The sequence below is a fragment of the Streptomyces sp. NPDC050528 genome (genome assembly GCF_044457795.1).
Classification (GTDB): Bacteria; Actinomycetota; Actinomycetes; order Streptomycetales; family Streptomycetaceae; genus Streptomyces.
In genome coordinates, this window is record NZ_JBITHH010000009.1 from 213,571 (window position 1) to 230,580 (window position 17,010).

Genomic DNA, 17,010 nt, shown 5'->3' on the forward strand with positions numbered 1-17,010 from the left:
CGTGGTCAACGACATCGCCGTCGCGATCCTCGTCTGCGGGGCGCTCTGCTGGCTGGTGTGGCGGGGATTCCGCGCCGAGCCGGGCGCATTCGGCTCCTGGCCGATGTTCGCCCGCATCGGTGCCTACCGTGTCCGGCTGCACGACGTACGCGACGGGCGGCCGGTCTGCCCGTGGGAGTACGAGTTGCGCCAGGACTACTTCAACTCCCCGGACCAGCTCGGCTCGCTGGTGACGTACCTCAACGAGGAGCACGGCAGGCGCGTCGTGGGAGAGGGCGTCATTCTGGCGCCCTTCGACCACATCAGGATCGTGGTCAGAAACGGCAGGGTCCTCCGTGCATGACCTGCTGCCCAGCACGTTCCCGGTGCACGGAACGACAGCCGGCCCCTCCCTGTGCTTCTTCCGCCTGGTGCTGGGAACGGCCCTGCTCTGCAAGATCACCGCCGACCACGTCTTCGGCATGGCACGGTTCTTCGACCTCGGCCCCAAGTCCCTGCTGCGCTGGCGCTACGAGCACGACGAGATGTCCGTCAAGCTGCTGCTGAGCCCCACGGCCTTCAGGGTCTTCTACGCCGCCCGTGCCCTCGCGGTGCTGTGTGTGCTGGCGGGGGTGCTCACGCCGTTGGCCTCGGCGGTGGTGTTCGCCTGGTGCGTCTTCGAGTTCACGTGGGACCGCAAGTTCAACACGCTGTTCCTGGGGGCGATGTGCCTGCCGTTCGTCTTCACCAGGGGGGCCGACGCCTATCTGAGCCTGCAGTCGCTGCTGGACGCTCCGTCGCCGGGCGCGTTCTTCGACCCCGCGCGGGTGCCCGGGGCGGGGCGACCGTCCTGGCCGCAGGTCGCCGCTGTCGTGCTCGTGTTCCATCTGTACTGGAGCAGTGCCTGGCACAAGGCCACCTCCCGCCAGTTCACCAGCGGGTACACCCTGCAGAGGGTGTTCGAGCAACTGGTCGCCGTACGCGACGACTTACCCGGCGGACCGCGGGACTACTTCTTTCCCGACTGGCTGACCCGCCGCCTCGCCACCGCCGACCCGGCGCTCGTCGCCCGCCGCTGGCGCCCGCCCTCACTGGCGACGATCGCCGTGGAGGCCGCCCTCCCCCTCCTGCTGATCTTCCCCGCCACCTGGCCGGCGGGGGCCCTTCTCGGTCTGCTCACGCACCTCTCCTTCACCACGATCCTGCCCAAACGCCTGGTGCCCTTCGGCCTCGCCTCGGTGGGCACCTATGTGCTCTTCCTCCCGCAGCACACATTCGTGACCCTGATCGGAGGCTGACATGACGGAACGGGCGGTCTGGGCGCCCACCAGTTTCGGCGCCCGCGCACACGACTACGACCGGCTGCGTCCCGGCTACCCCGCCGAAGCCGTCACCGAGACCCTGGCCGCCCTGGGCGGCGACCCGCCCGGCACCGCGCTCGACATCGGCTGCGGCACCGGCAAGCTCGGGGTCACCCTGGCGGCACTCGGCCACACGGTCACCGGTCTCGAACCGGACGCACGGATGGCGGCCGTCGCCTCGGCCAACGGATTGGCCGTCGAGGTCGGCTCCTTCGAGACGTGGGACGCCCGCGACAGGCGGTTCGACCTGGTGGCATGCGGCCAGGCCTGGCACTGGCTGCCCGACGGAGAGCGGTCGGCCAAGGCGGCCCGGTGTCTGCGCCCGGGCGGCCGGATCCTCCTCGCCTGGAACTTCGGCTCCTACACCCTGCGCAACGGCGCCCGCTTCAACCGTGTCTACGCCTCTGTCCTGCCCGACGGCCTGCCACCCGGCCCGGGTGGCCGCACGTCCCTGTCGGAGGCCGACCTGGACACATATGCCGAGGAACTCCGATCCCACGGCTTCCAGCACGTGACAAGAACCGCCGTGCCCTGGCAATCCTGGCTCGCCACCCGAGAGTTGTGCGACCTACTGGCCACCGACAGCCGCCACCTGTCACTCCCCCCGGCAGTACGGCAACGCCTCCTGCACGAGATCGCCTCCTGCCTCGACGCGGAGGAGGGCGGGGAGATCCGCATGGACTACATGTGCCTGGTCGTGGGGGCGACAGCCCCCGCGTGACGTCGCTGAACACTTCACGCCGTCAACCTCCACCGCGCTCAAGTCGCGGTGGGCTTGCGGGCGAGGATGTGGATCCCCGTCGACTCATGGCCGATGTGGAACCCCACCTCGCGGTCCACCATGCGACGGACGAAGTCCACGTGCCCGTCACGGATCGCCGGATCGGGATGCCGGGCGATCCTGCGGCGCATCTCGGGAAAGATCCGGTCCCTAGACCGTGCCGACCTGCCGGGCGCGCGGCCAGGCGGACGAGTACGTCCTGGGGAGCGGCCGGGTTGCGCGCGAGCCCGGAGAGTCGCGGGTGGCCGAGGGATGTCATGCGGTCAAGTCAGTCGGCGTGCAATTGCCGTGTGCGGTCCGGTCGGCCCTGGGACTCGAAGGTCCCCCTCGCCCTCAACTCCCCACAGCCACAGCCACCTCAGGCCTCCCGCTCCCCCAGCACATACAGCCAGGGAAGGTTCACCACGATCGCCTCCTGCGTGCTCCGCGCGATCACCACCACGGCCTCGTCCGCCGGGTCCGGATTCTCCTCGCGGTGCGGCACGAACGGCGGGACGAAGATGTAGTCCCCCGGGGATGTGCGCAGGCGGATCTCTTCCGGCTGTGTGCCCGTGTCGTCGAGGAAGACGAACTCGGGGTGCCCGCTCACCACGTAGATCGCGGTCTCGGACTCGCCGTGATGGTGGTCGGAGGACGCGGTCGAGGGGGCCACGTGGGTCTGACCCATCCACAGTTTCTCGGAGCCGACCGTCCTGCCGCTCACCGCGGCGAACCTGCGCATGCCACCGCTCTGTGCGGTGTCACCGTCGAGGGCGTCGGCGCGGATGTGGTGCAGACGGGTGCGCAGGGAGGTCGCCGACTGCCCTGCGGCGTCGTGGAGATGGGGGTGGAAACCTTCGCCGGGGGTTGTCAACGGCTCGCTCATGGATGGCGACGCTAGAGCCGCCCCGAAAAGGATGTCAAGAGGTGTCCATTGTCCTTCACCTGCGGCAATGTTCCCGCAATGTACGAGGGGAAGCTGTGCGGGGAACCGCCGTAAGCCCTCGCGCCGGGGCCGCGTCGGGCATCATGTGCGCATGCATATTTCCGCGAAGGCGGACTACGCCACGCGGGCCCTGTTGGAGCTCGCCTGCGAACCTGCCCGTCCGCTCACGTGCGAGGCGATCGCCTCCTCGCAGCAGATCCCGTTCCGGTTCCTGAAGTCCGTGGTGGGCGAGTTGCGCAGAGCCGGTCTCGTCCGCAGCCAGCGCGGCTGCGAGGGCGGGTACTGGCTCGGCCGGCCCGCCGACGAGATCACGCTCCTGGACGTCGCCCGCGCCGTGGACGGCGAGTTGATCACCCTCCGCAGCGAACCGTTGGCCGGGCTCGACTACCCCGGCCCCGCCTCCGGCCTGCCCGGAGTATGGCGCCGCATCGAGGCCGAGGCCGCCGCCGTCCTGGGCGGCACGACCCTGGCCACGCTGCTGCCCGCCGCGACGCACGAAGACGAACACGAACACGCCCCGGGCGAGCGCCTCTCCCGCCAGGGAGCCGCATGACCATCGACACCCGCGCGGCCCAACCAGCCCTGGAAATCGTCGAGTTCACCGACCCCCTCTGTCCCTGGGCCTGGGGGTCCGAACCCGTGTTCCGCCGCCTCCGCGCGGCACTGACCGGCGACACCCGCGTCCGCTGGCGCCGCGCCTACTGCATCCTCTTCGACCACGACGACGACCCCGCGCCCGACCCGGACGCCGAAACCGCCTGGTACGCCCGCTACGTCGAGGACATCAGCGCCCACACCCACGCCCCGCGAGCGCTCCGGCTGAGCCGCGTCGCCGCCAGTTCCTGGCCGGCCTCACTGGTCGCCAAGGCCGCCGAAGCACAGGGTGCGCAGATCGCCGACCGCGTCCTACGGCGGCTGCGGGAGAGCGTGTTCGTGCTCGGCGAGCCCGCGGACACTCCCGAGTCGGCGCTGGCCGCGGTGTCGGGCGTGCCCGGTCTCGATGTCGACCGGCTCGCGACCGACGCGGCGTCGGCCGGCGTACTGGAAGGCGTGCGGGCCGACCGTGCCGAGGCCCGCAGGCCCGTCGAGGACGTGCTGTCGGTGCATGCCGACGGATCGCCCCATCCCGGTGCGGCCAAGGAGACCCCGGACGGTCAACTCCGGTACGCGCTCCCGACGTTGCTCCTGCGCACCGCCACCGGCCATCGCGCCGTGCCCGGCTGGCGGCCGTACGAGGCGTACGTCTCCGCCGTCGCCGAACTCGGCCCCGGACCGCTCCCCGCGCCCGCGGCGCTTGACCCGGCGGACGCGCTCGCGCGGTACCGGACCCTGACCGAACCCGAGCGCACGGCGTTGACCGACGGCGGCGCGTGGCCTCCGGCCGGGGCCGTCCGGGTCGACACGGGCAACGGGCCGCTGTGGCTGCACCCGGAGGAGGCCGCGACACATCCCGCCGTGGCGCCCGCCTCTCCCTCCCGCCCCTGACAGGGCTCTGATCAGGGGTCAGAGACCGTCCCGCCCAATGAGACACCAATTGGTGTCCATTGACAGTCCCGGACAGCTGCCCCCAGGATGTGCAGCATGCTCACGACGCACCCCGGTGTGGTGTGCCGCTACGTGGACCTGCGGCGCACCTGCAGCGCTCTCTGTCGCTGACCCGCCGCCCCCGGCCCACAGGCGCCTGACCCCGCTCCCGTAGCCACCGGCATTCCGCCGACTCGCCGCCCAGCGCCGTCTCTTCGCGCCCCCTCGCGTTCGTCGCCTCCTCTGCCTCCCTCCGTGTCCCGGGCCCTCCCCCGCGATCCGCCGACGCCTCCTGCCCCGGGCGCGGCATGCCCCCGTGCGCATCGAAGCCGCACCGGCATGTCCGCCGCCCCGGTCTCCGTGGTGTCCGGACTCCGGGTGTGCCGCCCTCGCTCCCTTTCCGCTGCCCCGGCGCGGCCGGGAGCCCTCGAAGAAAGAACTCACGATGTCCGGACGACTCACGCCCCGCAGACACCAGGCGGCCTTCCGGCCCGGCCGGCTGCGCGCCGCCGCCCTGGGTACCGCCCTCGCCACCGTGCTCGTCCCCGCCCTCGGCGCCTGCGGCGGCGACGCCTCGACGGCGGGCGGCGGCGCCACGCTGAAGTGGGCCTCCTCCTACTTCCCCACCCACTGGGACCCGGTCGTCAGCGGCAGTGGCGCCCAGTTCCGCGAACTCGCCCTGGTCTACGCCTCGTTGACCCGTACGGACGCGACCGGCAAGGCCGTGCCCGACCTGGCCAAGAGCTGGGAGTACAACGCGAAGGGCGATCAGATCACGTTCCATCTGCGCCCGAACCTGAAGTTCAGCGACGGTACGCCGGTCGACGCGACCGCGGTGAAGGCCGCCATCCTGCGCGCCCAGAAGCAGAAGAACTCGGCGCTCTTCGGCGACCTCACCTCCATCAAGTCGGTGGACGCCGACGGACTGGACGCGGTGCTCCACCTCAGCCAGGTCGACTACCAGATCCCCCAACTCCTCGGCGAGCGCGTCCTCCAGATCGCCAGCCCGAAGGCGGCCGCGTCACCCACCAAGCTGGACCAGAACCCGGTCGGCGCGGGCCCGTTCACCGTCACTCAGCTCGTGCCGGGCACCAAGGTCCTGCTGAAGAAGAACCCGGACTACTGGGACGCCAAGGACATCCACATCGACAACGTGGAGCTGACCTCGGCCCCCGACGCGGCCACGGTCGTCTCCGGACTCCAGACCGGCGTCTACAACTTCGCCGACATCGCGCCCAGTCAGGCCGAGGCCGCGAAGAAGGCCGGACTCGACGTCTTCGTCCAGCCCGGCTTCAACGCCAACAACATCAGCCTCAACGTGAACAAGGCGCCGTTCAACAACGCCAAGGTCGTCGACGCGGTCCGCTACGCGATCAACCGCCAGGAGTTCGTGGACAAGCTGACCTTCGGCTACGGCTCGGCGACCAACCAGCCGTTCCCCAAGGGCTATGTGGCCTACGACTCGCAGTCCGCGAACGACTACGCCTACGACCCGGCGAAGTCGAAGCAGCTGCTCTCCGAGGCCGGTTACAAGGCGGGCCAGATCAAGCTCGACCTCGTCATCCCGGCCGAGGATCCCCAAGCGGAGGTCGTCCAGGCGCAGTTGGCGAAGGTCGGCATCACGGTCGACATCAAGGTCGACAAGAACTGGGCGACCCCGTTCTTCGCCAAGGACCTCACGCTCTCCCTCTACGGGACGACGGGGCGTGACTCCGCCGCGCAGACCCTGACCGCGCACTTCGGTCCGAACGGTCCGCTCAACCTCAGCTCGCCGTACGAGCCTTCGGGCTTCGAGGCGGCCATCGCCAAGGTGCGGCAGACCCCGCTGGACTCGCCCGACTACGCGAAGGTCCTCCAGGCGGCGACCCGGGCCGGCCTCCAGAGCAAGGCCCTGGTCTTCACGTACTCCTCGCCCAACCTCATCGCCAAGAGCAAGTCCATCTCCGCCCTGCCCAAGAACCCGGCCCACATCGACTGGACCGGCGTGACCATCGGTGCGAACTGACGCTCCGTCAACTCCATTGCCGCAAAAGGCCACTACAAGCCGTCGCACATCCCAACAGCTCACTACAGGTAACTCCAGGTCACTACAGAGAGGGGGGCAAGCCATGACGACGACGGAGGCACCGGCCACACCACCCGACGTCCGTCACCGGATCGCCACGACCGGGACGCGGCACACCGTGGGCCGTGTCCTGGTCACCCTCGCCCGGTCGATCGCGATCTTCGTGCCCGTGTTCCTGGTCGCGACGTTCGTGACGTTCGCGCTGCGCTCGCTGAGCGGTCTCAGCCCGGCGCGGATCCAGCTGGGCGAGGAAGCAACTCCCGAAGCGGTAGCCCGAGTCGAGGCACAGTGGGGTCTCAACCGGCCGTTCCTCGTCCAGTACGCGGACTGGCTGGGCGGGGTCCTGCACGGGCAGCTCGGCACCAGTTGGACCAACGGCGCCGACATCTCCACCCTCATCGGCCTCGGCCTGGGCGTGAGCCTGTCGGTCGCGTTCTTCGCGCTGATCATCGGCGTGGTCGCGGGCTTCGGTCTCGGCACGCTCGCCGCGCTGCGCCGTACGACCTGGGTCGACCGCGTGATCACGGGCTTCGTCACGGTGATCTCGGTGATGCCGGCCTTCGTCGTCGGCATCGTGCTCGTAGCCGTCTTCGCGGTGGGACTGCATGTGTTCCCGTCGGCCGGTTACGTGCCGGCGGCGCAGGGGGTCAGGCCGTGGCTCGCCCATATCACCCTGCCCGCCGTCGCGTTGAGCTTCGACGTCGTCGCCGATGTCGCCCGGCAACTGCGCACGAGCCTCATCGCGGCCTACCGCGAGAACTACGTGACGGGCGCGGTCGTACGGGGCCTCAGTCCACGACGGATCTTCCTCGGCCATGTCCTGCGCAACGGCCTCGGCCCGGCGCTCGCGACCCTCGGCCTGAAGTTCCCCACCCTCGTCGGCGCCTCCGTCGTCACCGAGTGGATCTTCGGGCTCCAAGGGTTCGGCCGGTTCGCGAACGACTCCGCGCAGGCCGGTGACGTACCGGCCGTGCAGGGCGTGCTCGTGGTGTCGATCGTCCTGGTCGTCGTCTTCAACCTGATCGTCAACCTGGTGCTGGCGCGTGTGACGCCGGCGTCCCAGCGGGGGGTGTGACCATGGTGCGCCGCGTGCTCTCCCTGACGTCCGGCCGGATCGCCCTGGTGATCCTGACCGTGATCGCCCTGCTCGCCGTCCTCGGGCCGTTCATCGCACCCGACAACCCGCTGGCCACCAGCACCGACACCCTCGCCGACGCGTCGGGCGCGCACTGGCTCGGCACCGACTACCTCGGCCGCGATGTCCTGAGTCGACTGCTCGACGGCTCCCGGGTCAGCGTGCTCGGCTCGCTCGAAGTCGCCCTCACCGCACTGGGAGTCGGGGCGATCCCCGGCATCCTGTCGGTCTACTTCGGCCGGGTCTTCGAGTGGGTCACCCTCCGGCTCACCGACACACTGGTCGCTCTGCCGTTTCTCCTCTTCGCCGTCGCCGTGGTCGCGCTGCTCGGCAACGGGATCACGCAGGCGATGCTGGTCACGGGCGTGCTGGTGTCCCCGTTGTTCTACCGGGTGGCCCGTGCCGCCACGCTGGCGGTGGCCCGATCGCCGTACGTGGAGGCCGCGTTGATCTCCGGGGCATCGATCGGGTGGGTCGTACGCCGGCACGTCTGGGTCAAGGTGCTGCCGCCGATCGCGGTCGCGCTCGCCCAGACCATCGGCGTCGGCTTCGTCATCGTCTCGACGCTGACCTTTCTGGGGATCGGCGTCCAGCCGCCCGCGCCCACCTGGGGCGGGCTGCTCGCCTCGGACCTCGGCTACCTCACGCAGAAGCCGTGGGCGCCGGTGGTCCCGGCTCTGCTGATCATGGTCACCGTCTGGGCCTGCAACCTCCTCGCCGACGCGATCCGCGACGTCTCCGGCGAGGCGGGCCGCGCCCTCGTCAACAACCGCAAGGCGCGCGCCAATCGGCTCGCCGGCACCATCGACACCGACGCCGCTCACGTTCACGCCGGAGGTGCGTGATGGCCAGTCTCTCCACGAAGGTCCTGGCCCAACCCGCTGCCCCGGGTGCGCCGGAACCTGTCCGCCCGTCGGCGGCGCCGTCGACACCCGTCCTGTCCGTGCGCGACGTCCGCATCGGCGACCGGGCCGCCGGCCAGGAGATCGTCCACGGCGTCACCTTCACGCTGACCCCCGGCAGGACCGTCGGCATCGTCGGCGAGTCCGGCAGCGGCAAGACCCTCACCTGCCGGGCCACGCTGGGCATCCTGCCCTCCCACTTCGAGGTGACCGGCGGCTCGATCGAGATCGACGGCCAGGACATCTCCGGCCTCTCGTCGGCCCAGTGGACGGCCCTGCGCGGCGCCACGATCAGCGCGGTCTTCCAGGACCCGGCGTCGTATCTCAACCCCTCGATCCGCGTCGGCGCACAGATCGCCGAGGTGCTCCGGGTCAAGAAGGGCCTGAAGCGGCGCGAGGCACGCCAGGGAGCGATCGAGCTCCTCCACACGGTCCACCTGCGCGACCCGGAGCTGGTCTACATCCAGTACACCTACGAGCTCTCCGGCGGCATGCTCCAACGCGTCCTCATCGCGGCCGCGATCGCCGCCGACCCGCGCATCCTCATCGCCGACGAGGCCACGACCGCGCTCGACGTCACCGTCCAGGCAGAGATCCTCGACCTGCTGGCCGACCTGCGCGAGCGCACCGGCCTCGCGCTCGTCCTGGTCTCCCACGACCTGGCCGTCGTCGCCCAACTCTGCGACGAGGTGCTCGTCATGCGGCAGGGCGAGGTGGTCGAACAGGGCCCGACCCACGAGGTGTTGCACAACCCGCAACACGAATACACCCGGCTGCTGATCGCCGAGCACGAGCAGTACGGCCTGGACAAGTTCCTCGCCGCCGAGCCCGCAGACGCCGTGGAGGAGGACGCGTGAGCATCGACAGCCCGGCGTCGCAGGCCGCCCGACCCGTCCTGGACATCACCGACTTGGAGGTCCACTACGGCCTCCGCCGGCGCCGCCGTCAGGTCCTGAACCGGGTCTCCCTCAGCATCGCCCCGGGCGAGACCGTCGGCATCATCGGCGAGACCGGTTCGGGCAAGTCGACGCTCGCGCGGGCTGCGCTCGGTCTCGTGCGCGCCTCGGGCGGGTCGATCGTGATCGACGGCGAGGAAGTCGGCGGTTACGGCCATCGGCAGTGGCGCGCGCTGCGGCGGCGCGGAGTCATCCAGTACGTCTTCCAGGACCCGCTGCGCAGTCTCGACCCGGATGTGACGGTCGAGGCGTCGCTCGCCGAACCCCTCCTCATCCAGGGCGTGTCACGGCAGGAGGCGGCGGAGCGGGTGCACGCGTTCCTCGATCGGGTACGGCTCTCCCCCGACCTGCTCGACCGGCTGCCGGGCGAGTTGTCCGGCGGTCAGCGTCAACGCGTCGCGGTGGCAAGGGCGTTGGTGACCGAACCGCGTCTCGTCATCCTGGACGAGCCGGTCAGCGCGCTCGACTCCGCCAACCGTGTGCAGATCCTCCAGATCCTCAAGGAACTCCGCGCCGACGGAGTGGCCCTTGTCTTCATCTCGCACGACCTCGGCTCCGTCGCCGGGGTCGCCGACCGCATCGGGGTGCTGTACCAGGGCGAGTTGGTCGAGGTCGGCGCCACCGCCGACGTCATCAACCAGCCCCAGCACCCCTACACGCGCCTGCTCGTCCGCTCCGCGCCCACCCTGCACAGCGCGGCGGCCGACCGGACCGAACGCGAGGCCCAGCGCGCCCTCCTGCACGCCTGACACACCCTCAACTCCCCCTCACCGCAAAGGAACAGCCATGTCCCGCACGCTCCACCTCGCCCTGCACCCCTACGGCGTGGGCGGCCCCGGCCAGCACGGTCTGTGGAAGGACCCGCGCGTCGCGAAGAACGCCAGCATCGACATCAACTACTACATCCGGCTGGCCCAAGCGGCCGAACACGCCCTGTTCGACGCCCTGTTCATCGTCGACAGCCAGTTCATCAACTCCACCTACCCGGCGCACTACCTCAACCGCCTGGAACCACTGACCCTGTTGTCGGCCGTGGCGACCCACACCAAGCACCTCGGCCTGGTGGGCACAGCGAGTTCGACGTACAACTCGCCCTTCAACCTCGCGCGCCGCTTCGCCTCGCTCGACCACATCAGCGGCGGGCGGGCCGGCTGGAACGTGGTGACGAGCTTCGACACCGGCACGGCGCGGAACTTCGGGCTCGACGAGCACCTCGACTACGCCACCCGTTACGGCCGTGCCCTGGAGTTCGTGCAGGTCGCACGGGGGCTGTGGGACTCATACGAGGACGACGCGTTCCCGGCCGACGTCGAGCGGGGCGTGTTCCTCGACCCGGCCAAGCTGCACGAACTCGACCACGCGGGCGAGCACTTCAAGATCGCGGGCCCGCTGAACCTCTCCCGCTCCCCGCAGGGCCAGCCGGTGATCTTCCAGGCCGGCGTGTCCGAGGAGGGCCGAGATCTCGCGGCGCAGGTCGCCGAGGGCATCTTCGCGCCCGGGGGCACTCTGGAGTCGGCGCGCGACTACTACGCCGACGTCAAGAAGCGCGCCGCCGCCTACGGACGCGACCCCGAGCACGTCAAGATCCTCATCCACGGCGGCCCGGTCGTCGCCGCCACCGACGAAGCGGCCCGCCGTCGCGAACGGGAGATCTTCGAGGAGGACGACGACTTCGGCCGCAACCTGGCGCTGCTGGGCCGTTCCTTCGGGGCGTACGACTTCAGCGTGCACGACCTGGACGCGCCGTTCCCGGACGTCGCCCACCTCGCCGAGAAGGGCGGGCGCACAGGTGCCACGCAGCTCATCGCGCGGGCCAAGGACGAGGGCCTGACGCTGCGTCAAGTGGTCGAGTCCGTCAACCAGTTCCGCCAGTCGCCGTTCGTCGGGGACCCGCGGACCGTGGCCGACACCGTCCAGCAGTGGTTCGACGCACGCGCCCTGGACGGCTTCAACCTCGCCTTCCGCACCGAGGAGGAGCTGAACTACTTCGTCGACAGCGTCGTCCCGCTCCTGCAGAAGCGCGGCCTGTTCCGCACCGAGTACACGTCCGACACCCTGCGCGGCAACCTCGGCCTCCCGATCCCGGCCAACCGCCACTCCCGCGAGCGCCAGCTCGTGAACGACTGAAAAGGCCGGCACGCCATGACGAGCGAGAGACCACGCTTCCGGCTCGGTTTCCTCACCCACGTCCAGGGCCGCGACGACGACATCGCCCGCACCTACCGCAACGCCCAGGAACTCTTCGTCGTGGCCGACGAGTTGGGCTTCGACGTCGGCTGGGTCGCGCAGCACCACGTCCCCCTCGGGGGCGGCGGCCTGTCCTCGCCGTGGACCTTCCTGGCCCACGCGGCAGCCCGCACGACCCGCATCCGGCTCGGCACCGCCATCACCGTCCTTCCGCTGGAGGATCCGGTCCGGCTCGCCGAGGACATCGCCACCGTCGACACACTCAGCGGGGGCCGCGTGGAGTTCGGCGTGGGCAGCGGATCCAGCGCGGTGGAGTACGCCGCGTTCGGCAAGGACGTCGCCCGCAAGCGCGAACTCACCAGCGAGAACCTCGACATCGTCCGCCAGGCGCTCGACCACAGCGAGGTCGGCACGCCCGGCTTCCGCATCCAGCCCCGGCCCGGCGACTTCAACGACCGTGTCTGGCAGGGGGTGTTCAGCGAACAGGGTGCCGCGTACGCAGCGCGGCGCGGTTCGAATCTGCTGCTCAACCGGGCGGCCTACGGCTTCGACGCTCCCACCGACGAGGTCCAACGCCCGTGGGCCGACGCCTACTTGGCCGCCTGGGAGGTGCCGCGCCGCCCCCGCATCGGCCTGTCCCGGTTCGTGTTCCCGGCCAAGGACCGGCGGACGGCGCTCGCGGCGATCGGTGACGACGTCCACCGGGCGGCGCTGCGCATGGCGGAGCACGGCGCGTTCCCCAAGGGCCTTGACCAGGAAGAGGCGTTGCGCCGCTTCCACTCCTTCTACGGCCATCCCGAGGAGATCGTCGCGGCGCTCGGGCAGGAGAAGGTACTGCCCGTCGCGACCGACCTGATCACCCAGTTCAACCCCGCCGTCCCCGACCACGACGCCGCCGTCCGTGCCCTCGAACTCATCGCGACCGAGGTGGCACCCGCGCTGGGCTGGAAGCCCGCGTCCGCGACGGCGCCCGTATCCGCAGGAGTGAAATGACCCAGTACAGCGACTATTTCGGCCCCGAGGGCCTGCGCGTCCGGGGCACGGTCCTCGTCGTTCCCGGCCGTGGCGAGACCCGGTCGACCTACGCCCGCTTCGGCAAACGGCTCGCCGCCGACGCCTACCGGGTCCGCGTGATCGACGCCCCGGACCTCGCCACCGAGGACCTGACCGCCCTCGCCGCCCGCCTCTCCGAAGCCGCCGAGGACACTGCCGTGGACGACGGTGTCGTACGGCCCCTCGTCCTCGTCGGTGCCGACGCGGGCGCCGCCGCCGTAGCCGCGCTGCTCGGCACGGAATCCGACGGTCAGCCCGACGCCGTGGTCCTCGCGGGCCTTCCCGGCCGGGCCCCCGGCACCGCTGCCACCGCCGGCACCTGGGACGAGGAACTCGACGTCCGCACCTCGTGCCCCGCCCACCGGGGCGCCCTCACCCAGGACCCCGAGGTGCGGCGCGGCTCGCTCGACGACGCCGTACCGGAGGCCGTGCTCGCCGCCGCCTACGCCAGCGAGGCCGCCGTACCGACTCTGCTTCTCGTCGGTGACGCCGATCCGCTCGCCGATCACGAGGCGCTCGCGCACACCGCCAAGTCCCGTCCCAGCGCCCGGCTTTCGGTCGTGCACGGCGCTCACCACGACGTCCTCAACGACCTTCAGCACCGTTCGGTGGCCGCCGAGGTCGTCACCTTCCTGGAGAACGTGCGCAACGAATTGCGGCCGCTGATCACGGTGCGGTCGAGCGCCTGGTGAGCACGCCGACGCCCACCCGGTACTCCGTCTGAACCCGACCTCGAAAGGTCCCGTCATGGCCTCCATCCTGTCCGTCTCCGGCAGCCCCTCCCCCACCTCCCGCACGACCCGCCTCCTGCGTCACCTGGACGACCGGCTGCGTCTCCAGGGCCATGACGTGACCCCGCTGGAGGTGCGCACGCTGCCCGCGCAGGCGTTGCTGGGCGCCGACTTCGGGCATCCGGCGATCGCCGCCGCCACGGCGCTGTTCGAGCAGGCGGACGGGGTGGTGATCGGTACGCCGGTCTACAAGGCCTCGTACTCCGGCCTGTTGAAGGCGCTCCTCGATCTGCTCCCGCAGTACGCGCTGACCGGGAAGACGGTGCTGCCGCTGGCCACGGGTGGCAGTACGGCCCATGTCCTGGCGATCGACTACGCGTTGAGGCCGGTGCTGAGCTCCATGGGGCCCTCGCACATCGTGCCGGGCTGGTTCACGCTCGACAAGGACATCACGGTCGGCGAGGACGGCACGCTGACCGTCGCGTCCGCCACCGCGACGGCGCTGGAGCAGGTCACGGATCACTTCTCGCGTGCGCTGGGCGGCCGTACGGCGGTGCTCGCGTCGACGGGGTGAACGGCAGCGGGGGCCGGCGTGGTTGTGGCAGTCGTGTTTCAACTCCCCACGTCACGCTGGTTCTTCGGCACCGGCTGTGGTTCTCTCACGGTATGACCGTGCTCGTGACCCGCCGCCACGTCGACTACGTGCGTGTCACCAGCACGGGGTGTTCCGCCGAGAGCTGACGCTCCGCTCCGGCAATCGATCCCTCTCCTCAACCACCGCGCCGCGCCGTCTTCCGTGCTGCCCTTCTCCGGTCCGGAAGGCGGGCCCGCGGTCTCCTCACGCACGCCCGCACCCCGCACGCTCCGCACAAGGGAGAACCAGAACCATGAGCCAGCCCATCGACTCCGTCGCCGCGGGTCACACCCCCGAGGACGAGCCCGCAGGCCCCGACACCTCGGCCTGGTCGTTCGAGACCAAGCAGATCCACGCCGGTGCCGCACCGGACCCGACGACCGGGGCGCGGGCGACGCCGATCTACCAGACCAGCTCGTTCGTCTTCCGCGACACCCAGCACGCGGCGGACCTGTTCTCGCTGTCGGAGCCCGGCAACATCTACACCCGGATCCACAACCCCACCCAGGACGTCTTCGAGCAGCGCGTCGCCGCCCTCGAAGGCGGAGTCGCCGCGGTCGCCCTCGCCTCCGGGCAGGCCGCCGAGACCCTCGCCATCCTGACGCTGGCGTCCGCGGGCGACCATCTCGTCTCCAGTACGTCGCTCTACGGCGGGACGTACAACCTCTTCCGGCACACGCTGCCGAAGTTCGGCATCGAGGTGTCGTTCGTCGACGACCCGGACGACGCCGAGGCGTGGCGGGCCGCGATCCAGCCGAACACGAAGGCCCTGTTCGCCGAGACACTCGGCAACCCGCGCGGCAACGTCCTCGACGTGCGAGGCGTGGCGGACGTCGCCCACGAGGCGGGCGTCCCGCTGATCGTCGACAACACCGTGCCAACTCCCTACCTCCTGCGCCCGATTGAGCACGGCGCCGACATCGTCGTCCACTCGGCGACGAAGTTCCTCGGCGGGCACGGCACCACGATCGGCGGTGTCGTGGTCGACGGCGGCACCTTCGACTTCGGCGCACACGCCGACCGCTTCCCCGACTTCAACGAGCCGGACCCGAGTTACCACGGCCTGCGCTACTGGCCGGCGCTCGGCCCGGGCGCCTTCGCCATCAAGCTGCGCGTGCAGTTGCTGCGCGACCTGGGCCCGGCGATCTCGCCGCACTCCGCGTTCCTGCTCCTCCAGGGCGTGGAGACACTGAGCCTGCGCATCGAGCGGCACTCGTCCAACGCGCAGGCCCTGGCCGAGTGGTTGGAGCAGCGCGACGAAGTGGCCGCCGTCCACTACCCGGGACTCGAGTCCAACCGCTGGTACGAGGCGGGGCAGCGCTATCTTCCGCGCGGTGCCGGTGCGGTGCTGGCCTTCGAACTGCGGGACGGCGTCGAGGCCGGCAAGCGGTTCGTGGACGCCGTGGAACTCTTCAGTCATCTCGCCAACATCGGTGACGTACGCAGCCTCATCATCCACCCCGCGTCGACGACCCACAGTCAGCTGGACGAGGCCCAGTTGGCGGCGACCGGCACCTCGCCGGGGCTGGTGCGGCTGTCGGTCGGCATCGAGAACCTCGCCGATCTGAAGGCCGACCTGGAGGCCGGGTTCCGCGCGGCCAAGGGCGCGTCCTGAGCACCGTACCGACGCCGTCACCGGTCCTCCTCCCGCCGGCTTCCGGGGCCTGGCGGGAGGGGGACCCGCCCGGGCGCCGCCAGTGGCACACCCGGGAGAAGCCCCTCGCGCTGGAAGCGGGCGGTGAACTGCCCGGCGTACGGCTGGCGTTCGAGACCTGGGGACGTCTCGCACCCGACCGCTCGAACGCCGTGCTGGTGCTGCACGCGCTCACCGGCGACAGCCACGTCGCCGGGCCCGCCGGGCCGGGGCACCCCACCGCCGGCTGGTGGGACGCGCTCGTCGGCCCCGGCCAAGTCCTCGACACGGAACGGTGGTTCGTCGTCGCGCCGAACGTCCTCGGCGGCTGCCAGGGCAGCACCGGGCCCTCCTCGCTCCGCCCGGGCGGGCGGCGGTGGGGCGGGGGCTTCCCGTTTCTGACACAGCGCGACCAGGTCGCCGTAGAAGCCGGTCTCGCGGATGAACTCGGCGTCGAGCGTTGGGCGTTGGTGGTCGGTGGGTCCATGGGTGGGATGCGGGCGCTGGAGTGGGCCGTGATGTATCCGGAGCGGACGGGGGCGCTGCTGCTGCTCGCCACGACCGCCGCGGCGAGCGCCGAACAGATCGCGTGGGCCAACGTCCAGCTCCACGCCGTCCGTTCGGACCCGCACTGGTACGGCGGCGACTATCACGACACCGGCCGGGGTCCGCACGCCGGACTCGGGCTCGCCCGGCGACTGGCTCATGTCACCTACCGCAGCGAGCCGGAGTTGGCGGTCCGCTTCGGGCGTGCGGCACAGGGATCCGAGGAACCGTGGAACGGCGGCCGGTACCAGGTCGAGTCGTATCTCGACCATCACGCCGCCAAGTTGGTGCGCCGTTTCGACGCGGGCAGCTATGTCACCCTCTCCGAGGCCATGAACAGTCACGACGTCGGCCGCGAAAGGGGTGGCACGCGTGCCGCGCTGCGCCGGGTGACGGCCCGCACCCTGGTCGCCGGGGTCGACTCCGACCGGCTCTATCCGCCGTACCAGCAGGCCGAGTTGGCGGCGGGGATCCCGGCCGCGGACCGTCCCCGGGTGATCGAGTCGCCGTACGGGCACGACGGGTTTCTGATCGAGACGGAGCAGGTGGCCGGGCTCGTGCGTGAACTGGTTGGCTAGCGGCCCGAGTTCACAGCCGC

At 70.7% G+C, this 17,010-nt stretch carries 18 protein-coding genes; 16 read left to right on the plus strand and 2 right to left on the minus strand.

Annotated features, from left to right (window positions below):
• Position 1 precedes the first annotated feature (1 nt).
• Genes ACIBK4_RS30095 through ACIBK4_RS30105 form a run of 3 tightly spaced genes read left to right on the plus strand, consistent with a single transcriptional unit; the run spans position 2 to position 2,061 of the window.
• Positions 2–343, plus strand: coding sequence for a hypothetical protein (locus ACIBK4_RS30095; protein ID WP_398999549.1), 342 nt, complete (start codon positions 2–4; stop codon positions 341–343).
• Positions 336–1,277, plus strand: coding sequence for a hypothetical protein (locus ACIBK4_RS30100; protein WP_398999551.1), 942 nt, complete (start codon positions 336–338; stop codon positions 1,275–1,277). Before ACIBK4_RS30095 ends, ACIBK4_RS30100 begins: the two co-directional genes overlap by 8 nt.
• A 1-nt stretch (position 1,278) precedes the next feature.
• Positions 1,279–2,061, plus strand: coding sequence for a class I SAM-dependent methyltransferase (locus ACIBK4_RS30105; RefSeq protein ID WP_398999553.1), 783 nt, complete (start codon positions 1,279–1,281; stop codon positions 2,059–2,061).
• A gap of 38 nt (positions 2,062–2,099) precedes the next feature.
• Here ACIBK4_RS30105 and ACIBK4_RS30110 read toward each other — a convergent pair whose 3' ends face one another.
• Together ACIBK4_RS30110 and ACIBK4_RS30115 are read right to left on the minus strand one after the other, a co-directional pair.
• Positions 2,100–2,252 carry a hypothetical protein gene (locus ACIBK4_RS30110; protein WP_398999555.1) on the minus strand — a complete coding sequence of 51 codons (153 nt, stop codon included), beginning with the start codon at positions 2,250–2,252 and terminating at the stop codon, positions 2,100–2,102.
• Positions 2,253–2,479: 227 nt separating this feature from the next.
• Positions 2,480–2,986, minus strand: coding sequence for a cupin domain-containing protein (locus ACIBK4_RS30115; RefSeq protein ID WP_398999558.1), 507 nt, complete (start codon positions 2,984–2,986; stop codon positions 2,480–2,482).
• Between the two features lie 151 nt (positions 2,987–3,137).
• Here ACIBK4_RS30115 and ACIBK4_RS30120 point away from each other — a divergent pair, with 151 nt between their 5' ends.
• The 13 genes from ACIBK4_RS30120 to ACIBK4_RS30180 all read left to right on the plus strand — a co-directional run bounded on the left by ACIBK4_RS30120 (position 3,138) and on the right by ACIBK4_RS30180 (position 16,990).
• The gene (locus tag ACIBK4_RS30120) at positions 3,138–3,599 is read left to right on the plus strand and encodes an RrF2 family transcriptional regulator (RefSeq protein WP_398999560.1); all 462 of its coding nucleotides are present in this window, start codon (positions 3,138–3,140) and stop codon (positions 3,597–3,599) included.
• Positions 3,596–4,531: a DsbA family protein gene (locus ACIBK4_RS30125; RefSeq protein ID WP_398999562.1), complete on the plus strand. Its 936-nt coding sequence runs from the start codon at positions 3,596–3,598 to the stop codon at positions 4,529–4,531. Before ACIBK4_RS30120 ends, ACIBK4_RS30125 begins: the two co-directional genes overlap by 4 nt.
• Before the next feature lie 484 nt (positions 4,532–5,015).
• Positions 5,016–6,575, plus strand: a complete 1,560-nt coding sequence (locus tag ACIBK4_RS30130) for an ABC transporter substrate-binding protein (protein ID WP_398999564.1) — start codon at positions 5,016–5,018, stop codon at positions 6,573–6,575.
• Between the two features lie 103 nt (positions 6,576–6,678).
• Positions 6,679–7,710 (plus strand): ABC transporter permease, encoded by a 1,032-nt coding sequence (locus ACIBK4_RS30135; RefSeq protein WP_398999566.1) that lies wholly within the window; start codon positions 6,679–6,681, stop codon positions 7,708–7,710.
• 2 nt (positions 7,711–7,712) lie between these two features.
• Positions 7,713–8,615 carry an ABC transporter permease gene (locus tag ACIBK4_RS30140; RefSeq protein ID WP_398999568.1) on the plus strand — a complete coding sequence of 301 codons (903 nt, stop codon included), beginning with the start codon at positions 7,713–7,715 and terminating at the stop codon, positions 8,613–8,615.
• Positions 8,615–9,529, plus strand: a complete 915-nt coding sequence (locus ACIBK4_RS30145; RefSeq protein WP_398999570.1) for an ABC transporter ATP-binding protein — start codon at positions 8,615–8,617, stop codon at positions 9,527–9,529. Before ACIBK4_RS30140 ends, ACIBK4_RS30145 begins: the two co-directional genes overlap by 1 nt.
• A complete protein-coding gene (locus ACIBK4_RS30150; protein ID WP_398999572.1) occupies positions 9,526–10,377 on the plus strand; it encodes an ABC transporter ATP-binding protein in 852 nt (283 codons plus the stop codon). The genes ACIBK4_RS30145 and ACIBK4_RS30150 overlap by 4 nt, the downstream gene beginning before the upstream one ends.
• 37 nt (positions 10,378–10,414) lie before the next feature.
• A complete protein-coding gene (locus ACIBK4_RS30155; protein ID WP_398999575.1) occupies positions 10,415–11,755 on the plus strand; it encodes an LLM class flavin-dependent oxidoreductase in 1,341 nt (446 codons plus the stop codon).
• A 15-nt stretch (positions 11,756–11,770) separates the two neighbouring features.
• Positions 11,771–12,808: an LLM class flavin-dependent oxidoreductase gene (locus ACIBK4_RS30160; RefSeq protein WP_398999577.1), complete on the plus strand. Its 1,038-nt coding sequence runs from the start codon at positions 11,771–11,773 to the stop codon at positions 12,806–12,808.
• Positions 12,805–13,560, plus strand: coding sequence for a serine aminopeptidase domain-containing protein (locus ACIBK4_RS30165; RefSeq protein ID WP_398999579.1), 756 nt, complete (start codon positions 12,805–12,807; stop codon positions 13,558–13,560). Before ACIBK4_RS30160 ends, ACIBK4_RS30165 begins: the two co-directional genes overlap by 4 nt.
• Before the next feature lie 55 nt (positions 13,561–13,615).
• Positions 13,616–14,173 (plus strand): NADPH-dependent FMN reductase, encoded by a 558-nt coding sequence (gene ssuE, locus ACIBK4_RS30170; protein ID WP_398999582.1) that lies wholly within the window; start codon positions 13,616–13,618, stop codon positions 14,171–14,173.
• A 313-nt stretch (positions 14,174–14,486) separates the two neighbouring features.
• Positions 14,487–15,848: a bifunctional o-acetylhomoserine/o-acetylserine sulfhydrylase gene (locus ACIBK4_RS30175; RefSeq protein WP_398999584.1), complete on the plus strand. Its 1,362-nt coding sequence runs from the start codon at positions 14,487–14,489 to the stop codon at positions 15,846–15,848.
• Positions 15,845–16,990, plus strand: a complete 1,146-nt coding sequence (locus ACIBK4_RS30180) for a homoserine O-acetyltransferase (protein ID WP_399000081.1) — start codon at positions 15,845–15,847, stop codon at positions 16,988–16,990. Before ACIBK4_RS30175 ends, ACIBK4_RS30180 begins: the two co-directional genes overlap by 4 nt.
• Positions 16,991–17,010 lie beyond the last annotated feature (20 nt).